General features: G+C 40.4%; 16 protein-coding genes. 6 read left to right on the top strand and 10 right to left on the bottom strand.

Going from position 1 to position 21,734, the window contains the following annotated elements; all coding sequences use genetic code 11:
- Positions 1–198 precede the first annotated feature (198 nt).
- The 5 genes from uvrB to DOD25_RS02015 all read right to left on the bottom strand — a co-directional run bounded on the left by uvrB (position 199) and on the right by DOD25_RS02015 (position 6,169).
- Positions 199–2,313, bottom strand: coding sequence for an excinuclease ABC subunit UvrB (gene uvrB, locus DOD25_RS02035; RefSeq protein WP_064340200.1), 2,115 nt, complete (start codon positions 2,311–2,313; stop codon positions 199–201).
- Positions 2,314–2,319: 6 nt separating this feature from the next.
- Complete coding sequence (gene coaE / locus DOD25_RS02030) at positions 2,320–3,030, bottom strand: dephospho-CoA kinase (RefSeq protein WP_064340202.1); 711 nt, start codon at positions 3,028–3,030, stop codon at positions 2,320–2,322.
- A gap of 67 nt (positions 3,031–3,097) precedes the next feature.
- Positions 3,098–3,424, bottom strand: coding sequence for a TM2 domain-containing protein (locus DOD25_RS02025; RefSeq protein WP_004119289.1), 327 nt, complete (start codon positions 3,422–3,424; stop codon positions 3,098–3,100).
- A 211-nt stretch (positions 3,425–3,635) separates the two neighbouring features.
- A complete protein-coding gene (gene rpsA / locus DOD25_RS02020; protein ID WP_004107061.1) occupies positions 3,636–5,138 on the bottom strand; it encodes a 30S ribosomal protein S1 in 1,503 nt (500 codons plus the stop codon).
- A gap of 146 nt (positions 5,139–5,284) precedes the next feature.
- On the bottom strand, positions 5,285–6,169 hold the full coding sequence (locus tag DOD25_RS02015) for a bifunctional methylenetetrahydrofolate dehydrogenase/methenyltetrahydrofolate cyclohydrolase (protein ID WP_064340688.1): 885 nt from the start codon (positions 6,167–6,169) through the stop codon (positions 5,285–5,287).
- A 122-nt stretch (positions 6,170–6,291) separates the two neighbouring features.
- Here DOD25_RS02015 and DOD25_RS02010 point away from each other — a divergent pair, with 122 nt between their 5' ends.
- The gene (locus DOD25_RS02010; protein ID WP_004119288.1) at positions 6,292–7,344 is read left to right on the top strand and encodes a metal ABC transporter solute-binding protein, Zn/Mn family; all 1,053 of its coding nucleotides are present in this window, start codon (positions 6,292–6,294) and stop codon (positions 7,342–7,344) included.
- Between the two features lie 214 nt (positions 7,345–7,558).
- Here DOD25_RS02010 and DOD25_RS02005 read toward each other — a convergent pair whose 3' ends face one another.
- Entirely contained in the window at positions 7,559–8,155 is a 597-nt protein-coding gene (locus DOD25_RS02005) for a CarD family transcriptional regulator (protein ID WP_180946758.1), read from the bottom strand.
- 134 nt (positions 8,156–8,289) lie between these two features.
- Between DOD25_RS02005 and glgB the strand changes: the two genes are divergently transcribed.
- From glgB to DOD25_RS01990, 3 genes are all read left to right on the top strand, one after another.
- Positions 8,290–10,563, top strand: a complete 2,274-nt coding sequence (gene glgB, locus DOD25_RS02000; protein ID WP_064340691.1) for a 1,4-alpha-glucan branching protein GlgB — start codon at positions 8,290–8,292, stop codon at positions 10,561–10,563.
- A gap of 16 nt (positions 10,564–10,579) precedes the next feature.
- Positions 10,580–11,332, top strand: coding sequence for a response regulator transcription factor (locus DOD25_RS01995; RefSeq protein WP_004107076.1), 753 nt, complete (start codon positions 10,580–10,582; stop codon positions 11,330–11,332).
- Positions 11,333–11,393: 61 nt separating this feature from the next.
- On the top strand, positions 11,394–12,569 hold the full coding sequence (locus DOD25_RS01990; RefSeq protein WP_004107079.1) for a sensor histidine kinase: 1,176 nt from the start codon (positions 11,394–11,396) through the stop codon (positions 12,567–12,569).
- Here DOD25_RS01990 and DOD25_RS01985 read toward each other — a convergent pair.
- Together DOD25_RS01985 and DOD25_RS01980 are read right to left on the bottom strand one after the other, a co-directional pair.
- Positions 12,566–13,459, bottom strand: coding sequence for a ComF family protein (locus tag DOD25_RS01985; protein WP_112928603.1), 894 nt, complete (start codon positions 13,457–13,459; stop codon positions 12,566–12,568). The genes DOD25_RS01990 and DOD25_RS01985 overlap by 4 nt on opposite strands.
- 91 nt (positions 13,460–13,550) lie before the next feature.
- Positions 13,551–14,372, bottom strand: coding sequence for an HAD-IIB family hydrolase (locus DOD25_RS01980; RefSeq protein ID WP_004119866.1), 822 nt, complete (start codon positions 14,370–14,372; stop codon positions 13,551–13,553).
- Positions 14,373–14,491: 119 nt separating this feature from the next.
- Here DOD25_RS01980 and DOD25_RS01975 point away from each other — a divergent pair, with 119 nt between their 5' ends.
- Positions 14,492–14,920: a metallopeptidase family protein gene (locus DOD25_RS01975; RefSeq protein ID WP_004119868.1), complete on the top strand. Its 429-nt coding sequence runs from the start codon at positions 14,492–14,494 to the stop codon at positions 14,918–14,920.
- Between the two features lie 76 nt (positions 14,921–14,996).
- Here DOD25_RS01975 and DOD25_RS01970 read toward each other — a convergent pair whose 3' ends face one another.
- Together DOD25_RS01970 and DOD25_RS01965 are read right to left on the bottom strand one after the other, a co-directional pair.
- Positions 14,997–16,583: a DUF5719 family protein gene (locus DOD25_RS01970; RefSeq protein WP_004119870.1), complete on the bottom strand. Its 1,587-nt coding sequence runs from the start codon at positions 16,581–16,583 to the stop codon at positions 14,997–14,999.
- On the bottom strand, positions 16,570–19,971 hold the full coding sequence (locus tag DOD25_RS01965) for a glycosyltransferase family 2 protein (RefSeq protein WP_112928602.1): 3,402 nt from the start codon (positions 19,969–19,971) through the stop codon (positions 16,570–16,572). The genes DOD25_RS01970 and DOD25_RS01965 overlap by 14 nt, the downstream gene beginning before the upstream one ends.
- A 321-nt stretch (positions 19,972–20,292) precedes the next feature.
- Here DOD25_RS01965 and DOD25_RS01960 point away from each other — a divergent pair, with 321 nt between their 5' ends.
- A complete protein-coding gene (locus DOD25_RS01960) occupies positions 20,293–21,726 on the top strand; it encodes an LCP family protein (protein ID WP_196776777.1) in 1,434 nt (477 codons plus the stop codon).
- The last annotated feature ends 8 nt before the right edge of the window (positions 21,727–21,734 follow it).

The following is a 21,734-nucleotide window of genomic DNA, read 5'->3' as shown; positions in this document are numbered from 1 at the left end:
AATCTTTAATTCACATGATTGAATAAATTAAACTCTCTTACTAATTAAGTAGTTTTAAACCCAAAATTACATCATGTTAGAAAAATCAATAAATATTTTGACATACGCGTCAAATATTTTCAGTAGATAAAAGTAATCAATTGCACGAACATTTTTGATTTGCAACGCTCATCAATTTGCAATGCTCATTTATTAGCATCACTTATTAGCCGCATCCATTTGACGCAATTCTTTCTTTAGATCGCGTATCTCGTCGCGCAATCGCGCTGCAAGCTCGAATTGCAACTGCTCAGCAGCAACATGCATTTGCTCGCTCAAATTTTTAATCAGCGACATAATATCGTCTTGCGGAAGCTCAGAAATATTCGCCATACGCTTTTCCTTGCTTTGCTGCCCAAGATTTGGCTCTTTTGGCACGCCATAATGCGAGTTCCCAGCCTTGTTAGCATTTCTGTAACCGCCTGCTAGCAAAGTTTGCGTATCAACATCCTCTTTAGCGAGCATATCGTTCACATCGCTAATCTTCTTTCGCAAAGGCTTAGGATCAATTCCATGAGCCTTGTTATATGCGATTTGCTTTTCACGGCGGCGCTCTGTCTCGCTAATCGCCTTGCTCATAGCATCCGTAACAGTATCCGCATACATAAGCACAGTTCCAGAAACGTTACGAGCAGCACGGCCAATCGTTTGAATGAGCGAACGGTAGGATCTTAAGAAACCTTCCTTATCTGCATCCAAAATCGCAACAAGCGAGACTTCCGGCAAATCCAAACCCTCACGAAGCAAATTGATGCCAACAATCACATCAATTTTGCCTTCGCGAAGCTCACGCAAAAGCTCCACTCTGCGCAAAGTATCAACATCAGAATGCAAGTACTCAACTTTAATACCAAGCTCCAAAAAGTAATCAGTTAAGTCTTCCGCCATTTTCTTTGTAAGCGTAGTAACAAGCACGCGCTCATCTTTTGCTACTCGCTCCTTGATTTCCGCAAGCAAATCGTCAACCTGACCTTCTACAGGGCGAACCTCAATCTTAGGATCAAGCAAGCCGGTAGGGCGAATAATTTGCTCAACTACGCCATCTGAAAGCCCCAGCTCATAATCTCCAGGCGTTGCAGAAAGATACACAGTTTGACCAATGTGCTCCAAAAATTCTTTCCACTTTAACGGGCGGTTATCCATTGCAGAAGGAAGCCTAAAACCATGCTCCACAAGCGTTCTTTTGCGCGAAGCATCACCTTCATACATAGCTCCAATTTGCGGCACTGTTACATGCGACTCGTCTAAAACTAGCAAAAAGTCATCTGGGAAAAAGTCAAGCAAAGTATGCGGAGGTGTGCCTGCATCGCGTCCGTCAAAATGCCTAGAATAATTCTCCACTCCTGGGCACACACCAACCTGACGCAGCATCTCCAAATCGTACGTAGTTCGCATTTCCAAACGCTGAGCTTCCAGCAATTTATTCTGCTTTTTAAGCTGCGCTACTCTATCGTCACGCTCTTTTTCAATCGCCTCCAACGCGCGTTCCATGCGCTCCGGTCCTGCAATGTAGTGAGATGCTGGGAAAATATGAACACTACTCTCCTGGCGAATTACTTCTCCTGTAAGAGGATGTAACATGGTAATTCTGTCGATTTCGTCACCAAAGAACTCAATTCGCACAGCTAATTCTTCGTACACTGGAATAATCTCAACTGTGTCACCGCGCACTCTAAAAGTTCCGCGCGTAAAGGCAATGTCATTGCGTTTGTATTGCATACTCACAAATTGACGCAATAAATCATCTCTCTCAAGTTGCTCGCCAACGCTTAGCATAAGCATTCGCTCGGCATACTCCTCTGGAGTACCGAGTCCATAAATGCAAGAAACAGTAGCCACAACAACGCAATCGCGTCTAGTAAGCAAATTCGCTGTAGCAGCATGACGAAGCCGCTCAACATCGTCGTTAATATTCGAATCTTTTTCAATATACGTGTCTGTTTGCGGAATATACGCTTCCGGCTGATAGTAATCGTAATAAGACACAAAATAGCTCACGGCATTATCTGGCATAAGCTCGCGAAATTCCGCGCAAAGCTGAGCTGCCAAAGTTTTATTCGGCTCAATAATAAGTGTCGGTCGTTGCAAACGCTCAATAAGCCAAGCGGTTGTAGCAGTTTTACCAGTTCCAGTAGCACCCATTAAAACAACGTCGTTTTCTCCGTTTTCAATGCGATTCGCTAACTCTTCGATTGCTTGCGGCTGGTCACCCGAAGGCGCATACGGCGCTTTTACTACAAAAGGCTTGTTTGTGCGCTGAATTTTATTCGACATAATCTTTTACTTCCCCAGTTTCGCAATTTCAGCACTTTTATTGTTTATTTCGCGCAACCATGATTTCAACGTATCGTCAACACTGTTAAGCATAGATTCCATTGGTTTAGTGGAATCAACTACAAAATCCGCCATATCTTTTCGAACTTTACTTGGAAGTTGACTATTTATGCGCGCTAAAGCCTGACTCTCAGTCATGTTCCGCTCGCTTATCATTCGCTTAACGCGAATTTCTTGAGGCGCTTCAACAGTAATAATATGATCAAAACTAAATGGAATGCTGTCGATTACTTGCGCAAGAAGTGGAATGTCGTGCACAATAACCGAGCTTACGCTGCTTACCTCATTGCGATTTTCTTTAGCATTGCAATTTTCCTTAGAAATTTTACTAATATACTCGCTTTCTAAAAGCTTTGCGCAATCATAAATAGCAGGATGAATTATAGACTCAATCTTACTTAATGCTTGCTTACGTTCATAGCCATCTCCAAAAATATGCTCTGCAATAAACGCACGATTTAAAGAACCATCATTCTTAACAGCATTTTCCCCAAAAATACCTACTATTTGTTGCAATACTGCGCTTCCCGGTTCCACTACTTTACGCGCTAAAACATCGTAATCAATAACAAACGCACCAAGCAAACGCAAATGGTTTACTACAGTAGATTTTCCGGCTGCAATTCCGCCTGTTACCGCAATCCGCAATATTGTCATATATAAATTATAAGTAATGCCCCAGTAAATAATTACCAGGGCATTGTTATTAAAAGAAAACAAATGGTTAATCTTGTAATTCTGCACCATCAGCATCTTTATGCCACTTAGTCCCAGGCTTTGAGCAAAGAATGCAAATTCCTTCAACACATGACCATATAATCGAAATACCTGCAAGCAAACCAATAGAAAGAACAGAAATCAACAATTGGGCAATAGCCTTGCCTTTAAAGCCAAGGTAGAAATTGTGAATCCCTAAACCACCTACAAAAATCGCTAAAAGACCAGCAGCAAGCTTATGTCGAGAACTTACTAAAGTAGCATTATTCGCTGAATTATTTCCATCGTATGAAGGAAACTGAGCATTCTTCTGATTGTTATCAAATGTACTCATAATTTTCACCAATCCTCTTAATAACTTAATTAATGCTTTAACAAAATCATATAATCGTGCTTCTTAAAAGAAAATTTGTTGTACTCACATTTAATTACAGAATATAAATTATAAAATCAGAGTATTTAGAGCACATTGTGATAATCGAAATACACAAGATGCCCTGATGATTACTCACAGGGCATCTTGTTCATACGCTTTTAGTAGAAAACTACTTCTTTTCGCTTAAAAGCTGTTCGCGCAGAGCTGCGAGCTGATCAGAATCAGCTAAAGCACCTTCACTAGTTGTTTCAGAAGAATAGTTGGAAGCAACTTCTTCCTTCTTTTCTTCCTTAGCTGGCTTCTTTTCAGCTTCTTCTTGCTGACCGTCAGCAGCAGCAGATTCTGCTGCAGCTGCAAGTTCCTTAGCAGCGAAAGCCTTGTGCTCTTCCCAAAGCTCGTGAGCTGCAGCATACTGAGCTTCCCACTCTTCGCGCTGCTGCTCGTAACCAGCCATCCACTCGTTAGTGTTTGGATCGAAGCCTTCTGGGTACTTGTAGTTGCCTTCAGCATCGTACTCAGCTGGCATACCGTAAAGAGCTGGATCGAAATCTTCAGAATTTGGATCAACAGCCTCATTAGCCTGCTTCAAGGAGAGGGAAATACGACGGCGATCAAGATCAACATCAATAACCTTGACGAATACGTCTTCATTTGCCTTAACAACAGTTTCTGGATTCTCTACGTGACGGTTTGCAAGCTCAGAAATGTGAACCAAGCCCTCAATGCCATCTTCAACGGAGATAAACACGCCGAACTGAACGATCTTGGTGACCTTACCCTTAACAACCTGTCCAGGAACATGAGTGCGAGCGAAGCGCTGCCATGGATCTTCCTGAGTTGCCTTAAGGGAAAGGGAAATACGTTCGCGATCGAGATCAACGTCGAGAACCTCAACGGTAACCTTATCGCCAACCTTAACAACCTCAGATGGGTGATCGATATGCTTCCAAGAAAGCTCAGAAACGTGAATGAGACCGTCAACACCGCCGAGATCAACGAATGCACCGAAGTTTACGATAGAAGACACAACGCCTTCACGAATCTGACCCTTCTTAAGCTGCGAGAGGAAGGTCTCACGAACTTCAGACTGAGTTTCCTCGAGGAACTGACGACGAGAAAGCACAACATTGTTGCGGTTCTTATCGAGCTCAAGAATCTTAGCCTTAATCTTCTGACCAATGTATGGAGAAAGATCGCGAACGCGACGCATTTCAACCAAGGATGCTGGTAAGAAGCCACGCAAACCGATATCTACGATCAAGCCGCCCTTAACAGCCTCAATAACGGTACCTTCAACGATGCCGTCTGCATCCTTAATCTTCTCGATGTCACCCCAAGCACGCTCATACTGTGCACGCTTCTTGGAGAGAATAAGACGTCCTTCCTTGTCTTCCTTAGTGACAACAAGGGCTTCAATGGTGTCGCCAACCTCGACAACATCATCTGGATCAACGTCTTTTTTGATGGAAAGTTCACGGGAAGGAATTACACCTTCAGTCTTGTAGCCGATGTCCAGCAATACTTCGTCGTGATCAATCTTTACGACGGTACCTTCAACTAAATCACCATCATCAAAATTCTTGATGGTTGAATCGACTGCCTTGATGAAGTCTTCTTCGGTGCCAATATCATTAATCGCAACCTTGGCGACTTCGTTATTATTCTCTGCCATTAGTTATTAGTGGTTTCTTCTTGGGGTGGATATTACTCGATATTTAATTATGTATTTACGTTACGCATGTATGCCATGCACACGCTTTGTCGATTTTATATACAGGCATAGCCAAAATTTACGTTTTACTTCGGGCGTGTCGCATTTTATTTGCAATTAAGTGCTCGCTCAGCCATATCTACAACATTCGCCAGCAACATAGCTCGAGTCATCGGACCTACTCCACCAGGATTCGGAGAATACGCTCCAGCAATTTCGCGACAAGCTGAATCAACATCACCTTTTACGCGGTATCTACCAGCTTCTTCATCAAAAACACGAGATACGCCTACATCAACAAGAACAGCACCAGGTTTAATATCTTCTGGCTTAACAAAACCAGCACAACCCATTGCGGCAATTATTACATCAGAACGACGCATAATCTCCTGCACATTCCGAGTATGTGTATGGCACAACGTAACAGTTGCATCTACTCCCCTGCGGGTTAAAAGAAGACCAATAGTACGTCCAACCGTAATGCCACGACCAAGCACACAAACTTCCTTACCAGAAAGTTCAATACCGTACTCATCAAGCAAAGCTAAAATTCCACGCGGCGTGCACGGCAAAGGTGTTGTAATATTACCGGAAATATGCGTAACAAGTTCACCCAAATTATACGGATGCATTCCATCACAATCTTTTGCAGGATTAATAGAAGAAATAACTTTTTGAACATCAATTCCTTTTGGCAATGGCAGTTGCACAATAAATCCAGTACAAAGAGGGTCATTATTTAATTTCTGTAAAGCAGCAAGAATCTCATCTTCACTAGCATCTTCTGGCAGATCGCAACGAATAGAATTAATCCCCACTTCTTCGCAATCACGATGCTTACCAGCAACATATTTCAACGAACCAGGATCACTACCTACAAGTAACGTGCCCAAACCTGGATTAATGCCTTTTTTATGTAAAATAGCAACGCGCGCTGCCAAATCTTTTTTAATTTTACTAGCTAAAGCTTTACCATCTAACACAATAGCCATAAAAAATTTCCTCCCAACTCGCACAATTCGTAAGGATAGGCTATCGTGAAGTATAGAAGATATGGGTCGACTAACAATTTTGCGTGCGCCGACGCACCATTATCACGGGAGGAGTCACAGTGATGCGTACCGTTCTTTGTGCAGTAAAGAAGTTTGGAAAAACTGCCATAACATGCCTTATTGCTTCTGCAGTAATACTTGGATTTGCAGCTTGTGGAAAAACTGAGGAAAAACCAAAAGAAAAACCAAAAGCTGCAACAAATATTTCCGTTGTATCCACTGTTGACACCTGGGGTAGCTTAGCTCAAGAGATCGGTGGCTCTGACGTCAAAGTTGAATCAGTTATGACTGGCTCAGATACAGACATATCGTCGTTTAAACCTAGCTCAAAAGATTTAAAAAATATGCAGAATGCACAAGTATTAGTTACAAATGGTGCAGGCTACGATGATTGGGCAAACAAAGTACACCCAGCTAAAGCTGAAGTGCTTAGTGCAGCAGGTACTGTAGGAGCACTTAACGGAGACAATCCATATCTTTGGTTTTCTCACGATGCTAGGGACGCAATGGCATCTGCCATGGCTGACACCTTCTCCAAAGTTTTGCCATCAAAAAAACAAGCTTTTTCTAAGCGACTAGCACAATGGCAGGAAAAGGAAAAGAAATTAACCACCTACTTAAGTGATTTCTCTAAAGAAAATGGTAACGCAAAGTATGCTTCTACATCTCCTATTCTTTTCTGGCTAATGTCTGATGCCAATTTGAAAGATAGCTCACCTAAAGAATATGCTGACGCACTAAATAACAATAATGAACCAGAACATTCAAGCGTTGAGGAGTTTCAGAAGCTTATTGAAGGTCGCAAAATCGATGTGTTGATTAGCGATAGCCAACAAGGAAACGATGTTCTAAACTTGCTAAACGGAATCGCAGGACGCAGCTATACGTCCACAGTGCGAGTAAGCGAACTTATGCCAAAATACGCAGATCAGCTTGATAAATGGATTATGAAGATTTGTGACGACCTACATAATGCTGTAAAAGCAACAAAGGATATGCGTAAAGACATTGATGACAAAGAGCCTCAGAAAAAGCCAATCACTGAGAAGCCACACGTAGCAAAGAATACCGATCCTAAAAATTCTAACCAAGGTCAACAAGATCCAGGTAAGTAAATTTAGGTGAATCTGTTAAAATAAAAAATCCTTGCATTTTGTAAATGCAAGGATTTTTTATTATCTGTTTTAAGCAAGAACAAAAGCAAAACATACAATAAATACGTAAGCAAATATATAAGCAAAAGCCCTTCTAACTCGCCAATATACCAACGTTTAGAAGGGCTTAAAATAATATGAACAATTAATATCTATTTATTTTGCATAACGCAAATCACTTTTTCTTAGATTTCTTATTACGCTCTTCTAACAGCGCTAAAGTTCGCGATGCAGGCTCTTCTGGAGCTACAGTATGGTGATTTTCATCGCCTTTTTGAGGCTCCTTGTATCCAAGATTCACATCTAAAAGTCGCTCCGCCTCAATCTCATCAATCTTTTCAGACAAAGCAATTTCGGAAATTAAAATACTGCGAGCGCGAGCAAGCATTCGCTTTTCTCCTGCAGACAAACCATGCTCATCAACATCTCGCTGAGATAAATCACGAACTACTTCAGCAATATTGTTAACATCGCCAGTAGCAATCTTCTCTACATTAAGCTTGTAGCGTCTAGACCAATTCATTTCTTTTTCAACTATTGGAGTACGCAAAATCTCAAAAACTTTTGCAACTTCTTGCGCTCCAACAATGTCTCGCACGCCAACTTTTTTAACATTATCGACAGGTACGTTAATTTCTAAACCATCAGATGATAACACTACCAATCGTAAATATTGACGAGTTACACCTTTTACGGTGCGCTCACTAATTTCTTCAACACGAGCCGCACCATGACGAGGATAGACGACCATATCGCCGACTTGATATTCCACAGAACCCTCCGTATGCACAGAAAAACTCATAACAGTTTCCCATAAGGTCACGACTTGAAAAAATTTTCATATTTTTTTCACAATAGCGCGAAACACACGCGACTTACAGCAATAAAGCATGTATGATAGTCAGCATGAGTACAGTTACTAACATCAATGAAGATGCAGTCGCAGTCCCAGTCCGACAGGACGTATTAGCTGCGGTGAGCAATGCAGAATATTACAATCCACATGAGGTTCTCGGAGGTCACCTTGGAACTGGCAAAGGTGCCGACACTGTAACCGTCCGCGTATTGCGCCCTATGGCAAAGAAAGTTGTTATTCTTACTAAGAACGGTGAATACGAAGCTAAACACGAATATAACGGCATCTTTACAGCTGTTATTCCTGCAGTAAAGCACACAAAAACAAAGTCTTGGTCTGTTCCTAGTTATCGCGTTTACACTGTGGAAATAGACGGTTCTGAATCCACAGATGACGATCCTTATCGTTATTTGCCTCAAATTGGCGAACTTGACATGTACTTATTTGGAGAAGGTCGTCACGAACGTCTTTGGGAAGCATTAGGCGCACATGTCAAAACAATAACAGATTCATGGGGGCTTATATCTCCTGAAACTGGAAAGATGGTAAAGAAAGTTACTGGTACTGCTTTCTCAGTGTGGGCACCAAATGCTCGTGCAGTACGCGTAGTTGGTAACTTTAATTACTGGAATGGTCGTCGCCACGCTATGCGCTCGCTCGGCTCTTCTGGCATTTGGGAACTTTTTATTCCAGGAGTTACAGCGGGCGAAGTATATAAGTACGAAATTCTTACGCAATCTGGTAATTGGATTATGAAAGCCGATCCAATGGAGCGCTCTCATGAAGTTCCACCAAACACAGGATCTGTTGTTGTTGATTCTGAGTTTAAGTGGCACGATACCGATTGGATGAATAAGCGCGCGAAAACAGACGCTCACAACGGTCCAATAAGCATTTACGAAGTGCAAGCTAACAGCTGGAATCGCGATCTGAGTAATTATCGCGAACTTGCTGATCATTTAGTTGATTATGTGCAAAGAGAAGGCTTTACTCACGTCGAGTTCATGCCGCTGACGCAATATCCATTCTCTGGGTCTTGGGGATATCAGGTAACAGGTTATTATGCAGTCGATTCTCGCCTTGGCTCCCCTGATGACTTTAAGTACTTGATAGATAAACTCCATAAAGCAGGTATTGGCGTCGTTATGGATTGGGTTCCAGCTCACTTCCCTAAGGATGACTTTGCACTCGGTCGTTTTGATGGCACAGCATTGTATGAGGATCCTGATCCTATGCGAGGCGAGCATCCTGATTGGGGTACTTACATCTTCAACTTTGGTCGTCATGAAGTTCGTAACTTCTTGGTTGCTAATGCTTGCTTCTGGCTTGACGAATACCATGTTGACGCGTTGCGCGTTGACGCAGTTTCTTCAATGCTTTACTTGGATTACAGCCGTGAAGCAGGACAGTGGAGACCAAACATCTACGGCGGACGCGAAAATCTTGAAGCAATTGACTTCATTAAGGAAGCAAACGCAACTGCATACAAGAATAATCCTGGCATCATGATGATTGCTGAGGAATCCACTGCTTACCAAGGCGTAACTGCACCAACCGATATGGGCGGCTTAGGATTCGGTTTGAAGTGGAATATGGGCTGGATGCACGACACTTTGCAATACCTTAAAGAAGAACCAATTAACCGTCGTTGGCATCATAACGAAATTACATTCTCAATGGTTTATGCATACTCTGAGCATTATGTGTTGCCATTAAGCCACGATGAAGTTGTGTACGGTAAGGGTTCGTTACTTGGAAAGATGCCAGGCGACGAATGGCAACAATTCGCAGGATTACGCGCATTGCTTGCATACCAGTGGTCTCATCCAGGAAAGAATCTTCTGTTCATGGGTGGGGAAATTGGACAATCCAGCGAATGGAACTTCAATACTTCACTTAACTGGAATGAGCTACAATGGCCGTTCCATCAAGGTGTGCAAAAGCTTGTTGCAGATTTGAATACTCTGTATAAGAGCTCTCGTGCATTCTGGAGTCAAGACTTTACTCCTGATGGTTTCCAGTGGCTTACGAGCGACGATTCCGATCACAATACTTTAAGCTACATGCGTATTGGCGACAACGGAGAAGAAATCGTTGTAGTAGTAAACTTCTCAGGTCAAGCATGGCAAGACTATCAGGTTGCGCTACCAAAAGGTGGACAGTGGGAAGAGATACTCACAACTGATGATGCAAAGTATTGCGGATCTAATATTCACAACGGCACATTCACTGCTGCTGCTGAAGAGTATCATTCTCGACCATACTCTGCAAGAATCACTGTTCCAGCGTTAGGTGCGGTATTCTTGAAACCAGTACAACACTGAAAGGTCTTTTTAAAATATGCTAAACGCTCCATCAGCTAGCGTAAATGCTCGTACGATTCTCGTTGTTGAGGATGAGCCAGATCTTGCTACAGCAATTGCACAACGCATTACTGCACAAGGCTGGAGAGCAAGAGTCGCTGCAGATGGAGCGTCTGCTGTTAGAGCTGCTGAACAACTAAAACCCGATCTCATAATTATGGATGTTATGCTTCCTATTATGGATGGGATTGAAGCAACTCGACGAATTATCTCCAAAATGCCTGTTCCTATCCTCATGTTAACAGCACGCGATGCAGAAGCCGATAAAATTGTTGGCTTAAGCGCAGGCGCAGATGATTACATGACTAAACCATTTTCGCCACGTGAGTTAATTGCTCGTTGCGCAGCATTGCTGAGACGCGTAGAACGCGCATCGCAAATAGCAAAGACAATGGAACATGAACGAACAATTAATTTTGGGTCACTTATTATTAGACCTCGTCAAAGACTTGTAACTTTAAACGACAAAGAGGTACATTTTACACCAACTGAGTTTGACTTGCTCGCTACTCTAGCTCGTCATCCTCATACCGTATTTAAGCGTGAAGAGTTACTTGAAGAGGTGTGGGATTGGCCAGATGCCTCTGGAACTCGCACAGTGGACTCGCACATTAAGTCTTTAAGGCATAAAATTGGATCGGAATGGATTCGTACTGTACACGGAATAGGATACGCATTCGAGCCACCTATTAGTGATTACGACAAAGTTCTGCAATCACAAGTTTCATAAATAGTTATAACTTTCATAAATAGTAAATAGTTACAACACTTTAGCTTCGGAAAATTCGTAAATGGTATTAAAAAATAAAATAGATACTGCTAATTCTGAACAATATAAAAATACTAAACAACGTAATTTATTAAATAAAAACTCAAATCCTCAACTTAGAAATAAGTCAAAAACTCGATTTACGAATTCTTCTATAAAGCATAATTATCCAAATAGACCTGTCGGATTTTTTTCATCTCTAAAAATTGAACTTTCGGCAATTATTGTTTTTGCAACAGCAATTGCTTTTGTAATGGCATGGTTTTTACTTAAAACTGGTCTAAATGGCTGGATTGCAATGCCATTAACGCTTATTGTTGCTCTAGGAATTACATACATTTTTTCTAGAGGACTTACAGCACCACTTCGTCAAATGAAAAATGCTGCAGAAGCCATGGCTGACGGCGACTACTCTGTACGAGTTGCTGTAGAAAATCGTCGTGACGAAGTAGGTAAATTAACTCTTGCATTTAATGAAATGGCAGAAGAACTTGAACATGCAGATCAGATGCGTAGAGAGCTTATAGCAAACGTAAGCCACGAATTACGCACTCCTGTTTCTGCTTTACAAGCAATGCTTGAAAATCTTGCAGATGGAGTTGTTGATCCTACTCCATCTAATATGGAAGCTATATTAAACCAAACTCATAGACTTGCTGATCTTATTACTTTCCTTCTTGATTTATCTAGAGTTGAAGCAGGTGCGGAAAGCCTTAATATAACTTCATTTAATTTCACAGACTTTATTGACGAAATTATTGAGCCACTAGAAATAGCTGATTCAGGTCATAATCATAATATTGAAGTTCAAATTAATGATGAGATTGAATTAACAGGAGATCAAGCTCGCCTTTCGCAACTTTTTACTAATATTATCTCCAACGCTCTAAAACATTCAGATGATGGAACTCGTGTCCTTATAAGTGCTCATATTAATCACAACCAAAACTCTGTAATATGTAATGTTGTGAATTTTGGAGAACAAATTCCTCAAGAAGATCGCGCCGATATTTTCAGAAGATTTGTTAAAGGAAATCAGCGAATTGGCACAGAATCAGGAGGAACAGGATTAGGATTGTCAATTGCTCGTTGGGCTGCACAATTGCACCATGGAACTGTAAAAGTAGTAGACGATAAGCGTGGTCCAAACTTTGAGATTACGCTTCCGCTAAACTATAGCAATACAATAGTAAACTAACATTCGTAATCTGCTGTACGATCATCCTTATTGCATACACACGCTAAAGAAAAGCATGCCAAAACAGTAATTCCACTACTCTGTAGAGTTGAAACGCAGCTATTCATAGTTGAGCCAGTAGTTACAATATCATCCAATACAATAGCTTTGTACTCGCGTTGATTTTCAGACTTTTGCTTTCTCAATTCTTTGAAATCGATGCTAAACGCTTTAGAAATTCTGTTAGACCTTCCACGAAAACTGGAAGTTTGCACTGATTTCGCAGTAATTCTAGCATTCATACTTACAATATCTAAAACGTATGCCCTAATGCCACTATTACACAATCGTTTAGCAACACAATTTGCAACAGGCAACATATGTTTACGCCCACGATGTCTTGATGAATACTTAGATGACGGAACTGGTATAACAAATATAGGATTTTCACTTATATAACAAGAATGCGAGCGCAAAAATTTAGATATAACTTCTACTACTAAATCGCCAATAAGTTCACCAAATATTTTGTCACATGCAATATCGAAATGATCCTTCCATAACAATATTGCGCGACGAACAACCGTAGAATACAAGCCGCAAGCGTAGCGATATCCACATAGTGTTCTGGTAAATGGTACACGTTTCCAGCATTGCAACGCTTTCTTGCAGTTTTCACACAATATATAATCTGGAGTATCACAGCCTGCACATGCGCGAGGCAAAAATAAATTAAATAAAGCAATCGCTACATTCTTCCAACTAGCAAAACGCCAATTTATAAAATCAACATCCTTGTTTTCACATACACCACAAGGTACAGATGCGTGACATGCTAATCCCCCATGAGATGTCACGCTTCTATACTTCTTTTTGTTTTGGTGGTTTATAACCTTGCGTCTCCCAACCATAATGACAGCATATGCGATCGCTTATTAACTATGCAAATAAAAAATGTTATTGTGGATAAAAGGTATTTTAAAATGAAAAATTAATAAAATTCTATATTTCTAAAATATTAAGTACCTTATTACAAAGCTCTAAGGTATCCGAAGGATTACTTACTTTAACAACTAACGCTCCTGTAAAGGCAGTAGGATAATCGTTTCCTCCAGGATACATACGATCGCCAATAAAAGTAATTTTTTCAATATTAAAATCACAATATTGAGATAGCATTCGCAAAGCTTGAGCTTTATCGTCACCGCGCCTGTATATATCGATGCTAGTATCTCCTCCAGCGCGTACAGCAAAATTAGGTAAAGCTTGAGAAATGCTTTGTGCAAGTTGAGCTTTCAAACAACCGCTAGGATCCCAAGTTTTTTTATATTCAATAGGAGCTAGTTGTCCTAGTGCCGAAAAAGTAATTTGACTACCGCGGTTCTCTATCTGTTCTCCCCACAGCATTGGATCGCCGGGTTCTTTCCAAACGCCCATATTTTTTGCACACTTGTGTATTGCATCAATAACGCATTGCGCTTGCTTAAAATCGATACTATGCTCATAAACACATTGCAATGACATGTCATTATTCACACGATAATAACTAGTTCCATTAGTGGGCATTATGTGAATATTTTTAAGATTAGTGCCAGTAGTTAGCATATCTAAAATTTGCTTCTTAACTAACTCTAAGCAGCCACCTGTTATTACAGCAACAGGAATTATATCAATCAGTTTACTTAATGATTCAGCCATCGATTTAAGCATAGGTTTTTTAGAACATGCCAGTGTGTTATCTAAATCAAAAGCAATAAGAGACGATTCAGCAATGCTCAAGTCAAGATTAAACTCATTCCAATCATGCACTATTGGTTTGAGCATTACAAATCCTCCTGACTTTTAAAACCATATATACAGTATTCTATAGTGTGAGCGTATTTCACACACCGCATATTAATTATTTACATATTATTGCCCTAGCCTTCTCGTAAAGTGGAAGCATGACAGGTCTAATTTGGGAAGAACGTCACTATAGAAATAGGCATGGTAGAGGTCTTAGGGCACCAATATTTGGTACTCGCCTGCCACAATATAGAACCGCTAGCGGAATGTTCGATGCTATGGTAGCGGCTCAAATTAGACGTCTTAACAGTGCTTGGAGAGCATTAACTAAAGACGTTCAATTTGCAGTAGAAGATGTGCCACCTTCACAACCACTGTTATGGGAACAAAACCGCAGAATACTTTCACAAGCGTTTCCAGCTAGCCGTGGTATGCAATCTAGAATTGTATTGTATAGGCTTCCGCTATGCACTCATGTAAGCAGCAGAAGTGAACTTCAATATGCTATCAGAGATGAGCTTGTGCAACGCTTAGCAGAACTATACGGTCGCAGACCAGAAGAAATTGATCCAGATTGGGGTCTGTAAACAATTTTTAAATTAATTAAAATTATCAAGTATTTTAATTAATTTATAGTCGCTTATAGCAATATTTTTATTCGTATTATTGCACAATATGATTGTCAGTTTTAACGTATACCTTCATTTCTTGCGGCTCCAAAGATTGCGCAGAAAGCCAAGAAATACCTGCTATACCAGCCTTATCGATTTCATCTTTATGAATACGGGCAGACAAAGAAACTTTGCTATGCGATTTCGCAATAAACATAACTACATCGTGCGAAATGTCTGAAACAGGAATTCTTAAAGATGCATTCGCAGGAATCGTTACGTTTTTTGTAGCAGCTAATACACCATTTAAATCAAATCCTTGCAAACGCACAGAAGTATCTTTATCGCTTGAAGAAGAAAGGTATAGAGCTGTTTCATTAGCAGAAACAGGTGAAACAATTGCGCCACTACCTTGCACGTTAGATGGTGTAATAAAAGCTACATCTGACTGATTATCTTTGCCATCTTTAGTAATAGACATCATTACTTGAGTAGGAACATCTCCACTTACGCTCAAAGCATTAACATGCTCTGGAACTTTTCCAAGATCGACAACTTGCAAATGGTGTGCTTTTAACGTCAAATTCTTTACTTCTTTAGAACCTGTATCATTCATCCATGAAAGTGTTACATTACCATCTTTATTTGGCCATACATATAACTTAGATTGATCGCCTTCACTAATACCTGAAAGAATATTTGTGTTAGATTGAGTGCTTAATTCATGAACAATATCTACACCTTTTACAGATAAGCCACTCATATGAACGACTTTTACAAATGATGCTATAGGTGTCTGCTCGCTTTCAACTTGCACGTATAATCCAGAAGTCTTAGGAGAAGCAGCAGCAAGATCAAAATATGCGTGAGAACGAGCAGGAACAGTAAAAGCACTTCCTGTAGAAAGATTTAACTGATTGTTGCCATGTTCTGCAGACCAAGCTTTAACACGAACAACAGTAGATTTTGAAGCAGCATTAAATGCTTCTAAACGAATAGAAATTCCATCAGCAGATTCTGGAACTAGGAATGTCTGTTTCATAGACGGCATGGAACAGGTAGTTGCAGATAAACCTTTTACGTCACCTTTAGTAGCCCATGAAACCATGGAAGCAGATATTCCAGTGCCAGATCCAACTCGTGATAAATGTCCTTCTAGAACTTGAGCGTCATGATTTACATTATTGTTAGCAATAAAAGCTGACGTATCATCATCAGTTGATTTTGAATTCAACGTAATAGATTGATCATTGTTATCTCGTATGTTACGCAAGCTAGAACTATACACATCTCCAAAAGCACCATAACGAGCAGAAGATTGTAAATCGCCTTCTGATTCGTTATATTCGCTATCACCATATTGAGTCAAATCTGGAAGAGACAATCGAATAGGACAAATAGTTTGCAAACGAGTAGAACCAACACTACTTATAACGCCACTAGATGGAGTATTAGGATTATCTACAAAGTGAGGCATTGGTAAGCATAATGCAACAACACATGCAGAAGCAATAAGTATTATTGCACTAAAAATAGCAAGTGAGACAATACTGACTATTTTGTTCTTGCGATTAATATCTACATCTGCATTTACTTCACCATGCTTAGAGCCCTCATGAGGATTTTTATGCCAGTTCATCTAATTCCTCCTCATGCCTGTCATCTGAACGTTCTATCATTGCATGTCTGCCAAATCGAGGCACGGCAACAATACAGTACAGCAGTAATACCATAGAAGAAACAATAATCCAAGGAACTCTCCACGCAAGAGGCCTAGATCGATAATACGGAGATGTAGAAGACAACGACTTAGAATCAGGCACACCATCAAATCTGCAATAAGTTCCTTGCGGTGATGAAACAACTAATTGTGTACCGTCAGAAGCGTTAACGTGTGCAATTAATTGTTCAGTAGCTTCTTTGTTAACATTACTTACAGTTTGCACAGAAGGATGTAACAATTGTTGTATTGACATAGAAGTTTTATGGGAAACCTGCTTATTTTCTGAACTATTAACAATATAAATACCGCCAATTCCAAGTTGCTTTAACGTTGAAATTGCGCCATTATCTGCATGAGATAACAATTGTGCTGAGGCGCGATATATTGCTTTATTACTTGATGAATCACCAAACATTACTTGTCTAACACGAAGTGCTGGAGATTCGTCTATTGCATCTCCCTTAGATGTTCGCATAATAGAGATTGACAAATCATGGCTACTTTGAGCTCTTAAAGCAAGTATTCGCCGAGTATCGTCTTTTCGCAAATAATCAGAAACAACCATAGGGAGCTCATTGTTATTTGCGCAAATAGATGTAGCAGGTCCGCTCAATACAGCAAAAAGACCCAAAAGAACCGCCATAGTCAACATGCCACTTGCAAGAACAGCGCGTGCTACGCGAATTATGTGCTGCAACAATTGTGCCGCAGAACGACGCATTGCAGCACGTCTACTTGCACGAGTTTTATAGTTATCAAAAATTTGGGACTCAGATTCCTTCGAAGTACGTAGTGGCTCAAAGCGTCGAACAGCTTGACCGGCAACCATGCACATACAAGATAAAATGCCGACAGTAGATAATGCGACTCCAGGCAAAACGCTTGCAGCAACAGGTCCCGAAATATCGGATGCAACTACAACACGAGCAGCAATAAGAGATAACAGCATTCCGGAAATAATCACAACCCACATCATTCGAGAAACTCGCAAAGCAAAAGGCAAAGTTAATGACGTAACAGCCATAACAACAGCTAGAATTGCAAAAATTACCATTATTATTGTTCTTAAGCTCATCAATGGCATATTAATTTCAACATTAGGAGAAGCCATATTAAAAGCGTGCAACAAAACATCAGCGTAATCGCTTACGCGTGGAGCACCTTGCACACTTCTCAATGGCAAAGCCATACTAGAGAACAATTGACGCCACATTCCAGATCCGCCATATCTAATAGCACTTCCTATTGTAGGAAGCAGAACAATTATCGATGGTATAGGCATAAGCGCAAACATAATACGATGAGAGCGCACCATAATAAACGCTGCAATAAAAATAACAATAAGAGGCAAAACAAGCTGCGGTTCTGCAGCTACTGGAACCATAAAGCATAATGCTGCGCATGCTGCACATTGAGTGGATTTAACAGGACGCACAGGATCTTCTGTTACGTACATTCCAACAGCATGGAACGCAAAAGCAAATGCTGCAGGCAAAAATGCCATAGTCATTAACATTGGCAAATCACCGCGTGCAAACAAACCAAAAGCAATAGCAATCATAGTCCAGCAAATACCAGCGCATACACGTACAGTATCCGAGCGCGTAAATACGCCAGCAAGAGCCCAAAAACTTAAACACATAGCTGGAGCAGCTAAGAAGAACATTAATGTGACAGCCAATAACGGGTTAGCACCAACCACAGTTGATGCGATTGCCCAAATACTTAGCCATGGTGCTGGAGGAATTGCAGGTCCAAAACCATCATCAGGAACCCATGCACCAATAGCAGAATTCCATAGTTGATTGAAATCTGCACCCGTTGGTAACCATTGCTGCGCATTCCAAGAAGCGCCACTTAAAATTTCACGCCATGGAGAGCCATATAAATTCAATATGACTGCAAAAAGAAGAAGAGACGCAAGAATAACAGCACTCCACCTACGCAACACTCGAATATGCAAATGCCGCTTCGCTAGAGGACTTAACAGCACGAAATGCTGTTGAGCTTGGAAAGCAGAACTACGATCACGCCAACGTGCAACTTGATGACGATCTGCGATAAGAGGAACAAGTCGCTTTAATGGAACACGAGTATTCCTTGCAATCCTTCTGCGAGCAAAAACTGCTCTAGGTAATTGCATAATAGCAAGCCATGGCAAAAGCAGACGGATCCACGCTATATAAGGATGTTTAGCAAACAGCGAATGCAAAGCGCCAACGAAACAAGCAGGCAAACTAAGAATCCATATAAGAGGCCACAAAAAAATACTAATATCAGTGTATTTGTAACGCTGCTTAGCTACGAGAGAAGCTGCTACACCATATTTAGATCCTGAATTATTATGATTTCTAGCATCACCGTTACGAGTACGGATACCTTCTAACCTTGCACGCCTGTGTGCGATACGAGCTGAAGGAACTACAACAACACGACCTCCAGATAGACATACTCTACGACAAAAATCTCTTGATTCGCCAAAAGTTGTCATCCATGGTTGCGTACCGCGTAAAGTCTGCCATGCAGTTAATGTGACTAAAGCACCTGCTAGCGATACTGCATACACATCTCCACGCCCATCATACTGTTCTTGATCTGGCTCGCCGTCAACAGTAAGAGTATGAACACCGTGACGCCAAGCATACATTCCAACGTTGTGCAAGATATTTCCTTGCCAATCAACTTGTTTAGCTCCCAATACTGATGCAGTCGGAGTATTGCGCCAAGTTTCACGCAAATATTCTAAGCAATGGAAGTCTGCAGGACGAGAATCATCATGCAAAAGCCATAATGCAGAAACTCCTGCACAAGGCAAAATCTTGCGCAAAGATTTTTCTATTGCATCTCCAAAAGAATGAGCATAAGAAATGGGAATAATAATTATGCGTACAGATTTATCTTCACTATTGTTTACGCGAGTATTATTTACGCGATTAGTATTTGGTCTATATTTTGAATCGCTATCAATTGCATTATTGGAATCGATATTATTAGCATTCTGCAATAATGATTTCCTAGTATTAATTGCTCCCGCAAGCATAGATGAATTAATTTTTATTTGTAAATTCGTTTGCATAGTCTGTTTTACTCGACTAGCACAATCGACTATTACCAAAGTTCCAGGAAGAATTGATTGACTTAGTACTGCATGTAACGTATCAACATAAAAACGAGTATCTCGCTCCACACACATCATTGCCATAATGGACGAATCCACATCATGAGGATGCGCATCTTTCGCAGATGACAGCACCTGTAAAACTTCGTCTTCAAATGTAAGATTATGAGCGGTTATCGAATCCATACTTACCAGTTTACGCAGGGGGTATGTATCCACCAAAACACAAGTCGTAATTCTAAATAAATTTATACATATTTTATTAATATTTTTGTTCATATTAACCAGTGCATTCCATATAAATTTAATTAGAATATTTGCTTAAACTTATTAAAATTTTCATTAAAAGATCAAATAATATTCAACACAACCAGGTGTCATAAATCTCATTGCCATGTACTATAATGGCGCGTTATATGTGTCCATTGAATATTGATTTATTCGATGGCAAAAGAAATGATATTGCCACAACCTAAAAGGTTCCTCATTATTGAGAAAGAAGGTACGATGACAACTTCACGGTATCATGAAGGCATGCGGTACCAACCAGGCGAAGATTGGAATTCAACTCCTCATCATAGTCTTGGTTATAGAATGATTAACCGCACGCGCAAGATACTGTGTATGCTTGTTATTTCAGTACTTACATTCTTTTCAACAATCATAGCTGCAGTGTGGTTAGATTTTTCTTCTGCTGTAAGTAACAGAGTTGTAAACGTCATATCTAAAGATCCAGAAGCTAATCAGACACTTGATATTAACGCAGGCAAACCAGTAACTTTTCTTGTTTTAGGTCAAGATTCTCGAGATGGGAACAATCAAAGCTTCACACACGACGGTGAAACTGGTGATCATCAGTCAGATACTACTATGGTAGTTCAAATTAGCGCAGATAGATCATACATGAATATCGTTTCTATTCCACGAGATTCTATGGTAAACGCACCAGCATGCGACACTACAAAAGGACATATTCCTGCAAGAAAACATGTGATGTTTAATTCAATTTTCGCCTTAGGATATACACAAGGCGGAGATTTAGCCTCAGCAGCATCATGCTCGTTAAAAGCTGTTAATTCACTTACTGGTTTAAATATCCATCATTTTATAGTCGCTGATTTCAGTGGATTAAGCAATATGATTGATGCAGTTGGTGGAGTATCCGTATGCATCCCAACAGCAACTCGCGATGCCTATACGGGTGTAAATTTCAAACAAGGAATGCAGCATCTTAATGGTCGACTTGCTACTCAATACGCTAGAATGCGCCACGATACAGCAAGCGATGGCTCTGACATAATGCGAACAACAAGACAGCAATACTTGATTAAACAGCTTTTACATCAAGCACTGTCTAAAAACTTATTTACTCAGACAAGTGAGCTTTACCAGCTTGCAAAAGCATCGTTGGGAGCATTAAATATAAGTGAAGGCTTGGCCAATCCTACCACTTTGGTCGGTTTGGCATTAAGCATGCGTAAATTAGATTCTTCACATATTTATGCTCGTACTACTCCTGTTATTCCAGATCCTTATGATCCAAATCGTGTTGTATGGTCTGACGAAGCAGACAATATTTGGGATTTAATGCGTGAAAATAAACCGCTATCGCTAAATCATAAAACTAACGGCACTAACAAAAAGAATGCCAATAATTCGCCTAAGGATACGAACGATCAAGACAATGAAGATACGGATGACAATAGCAATATAAGCGAAAACGACAAACTTAATAAAACTACAAATCCAAAGAAGATGGGACATGTTGATCCAAAAACAGGATTAATAAAAAATTCTCAAGGACAACTTATTGATCCAAATACTGGAGGAATTGTAAATCCTGAAAATGGAACTATTCACGATCCACAAACAGGACAATACGTTGGCTTTGCAGACAAGTATGCAAACAATGTACTTTGCGCTGTGCCTAGAAAAAAGTAAACAATTAA

The sequence above is a fragment of the Gardnerella leopoldii genome (assembly GCF_003293675.1).
Lineage (GTDB): Bacteria > Actinomycetota > Actinomycetes > Actinomycetales > Bifidobacteriaceae > Bifidobacterium > Bifidobacterium leopoldii.
The sequence above is the reverse complement of the archived record's forward strand: the minus strand, read 5'-3'. Positions and strand labels throughout refer to the sequence as shown.

What these genes read in the sequence shown, in the direction of transcription:
- uvrB (WP_064340200.1), bottom strand. Translation starts at nt 2,313, where the DNA reads ATGTCGAATAAAATTCAGCGCACAAACAAGCCTTTTGTAGTAAAAGCG.
- coaE (WP_064340202.1), bottom strand. Translation starts at nt 3,030, where the DNA reads ATGACAATATTGCGGATTGCGGTAACAGGCGGAATTGCAGCCGGAAAA.
- DOD25_RS02025 (WP_004119289.1), bottom strand. Translation starts at nt 3,424, where the DNA reads ATGAGTACATTTGATAACAATCAGAAGAATGCTCAGTTTCCTTCATAC.
- rpsA (WP_004107061.1), bottom strand. Translation starts at nt 5,138, where the DNA reads ATGGCAGAGAATAATAACGAAGTCGCCAAGGTTGCGATTAATGATATT.
- DOD25_RS02015 (WP_064340688.1), bottom strand. Translation starts at nt 6,169, where the DNA reads ATGGCTATTGTGTTAGATGGTAAAGCTTTAGCTAGTAAAATTAAAAAA.
- DOD25_RS02010 (WP_004119288.1), top strand. Translation starts at nt 6,292, where the DNA reads ATGCGTACCGTTCTTTGTGCAGTAAAGAAGTTTGGAAAAACTGCCATA.
- glgB (WP_064340691.1), top strand. Translation starts at nt 8,290, where the DNA reads ATGAGTACAGTTACTAACATCAATGAAGATGCAGTCGCAGTCCCAGTC.
- DOD25_RS01995 (WP_004107076.1), top strand. Translation starts at nt 10,580, where the DNA reads ATGCTAAACGCTCCATCAGCTAGCGTAAATGCTCGTACGATTCTCGTT.
- DOD25_RS01990 (WP_004107079.1), top strand. Translation starts at nt 11,394, where the DNA reads ATGGTATTAAAAAATAAAATAGATACTGCTAATTCTGAACAATATAAA.
- DOD25_RS01985 (WP_112928603.1), bottom strand. Translation starts at nt 13,459, where the DNA reads ATGGTTGGGAGACGCAAGGTTATAAACCACCAAAACAAAAAGAAGTAT.
- DOD25_RS01980 (WP_004119866.1), bottom strand. Translation starts at nt 14,372, where the DNA reads ATGCTCAAACCAATAGTGCATGATTGGAATGAGTTTAATCTTGACTTG.
- DOD25_RS01975 (WP_004119868.1), top strand. Translation starts at nt 14,492, where the DNA reads ATGACAGGTCTAATTTGGGAAGAACGTCACTATAGAAATAGGCATGGT.
- DOD25_RS01970 (WP_004119870.1), bottom strand. Translation starts at nt 16,583, where the DNA reads ATGAACTGGCATAAAAATCCTCATGAGGGCTCTAAGCATGGTGAAGTA.
- DOD25_RS01965 (WP_112928602.1), bottom strand. Translation starts at nt 19,971, where the DNA reads ATGGATTCGATAACCGCTCATAATCTTACATTTGAAGACGAAGTTTTA.
- DOD25_RS01960 (WP_196776777.1), top strand. Translation starts at nt 20,293, where the DNA reads ATGACAACTTCACGGTATCATGAAGGCATGCGGTACCAACCAGGCGAA.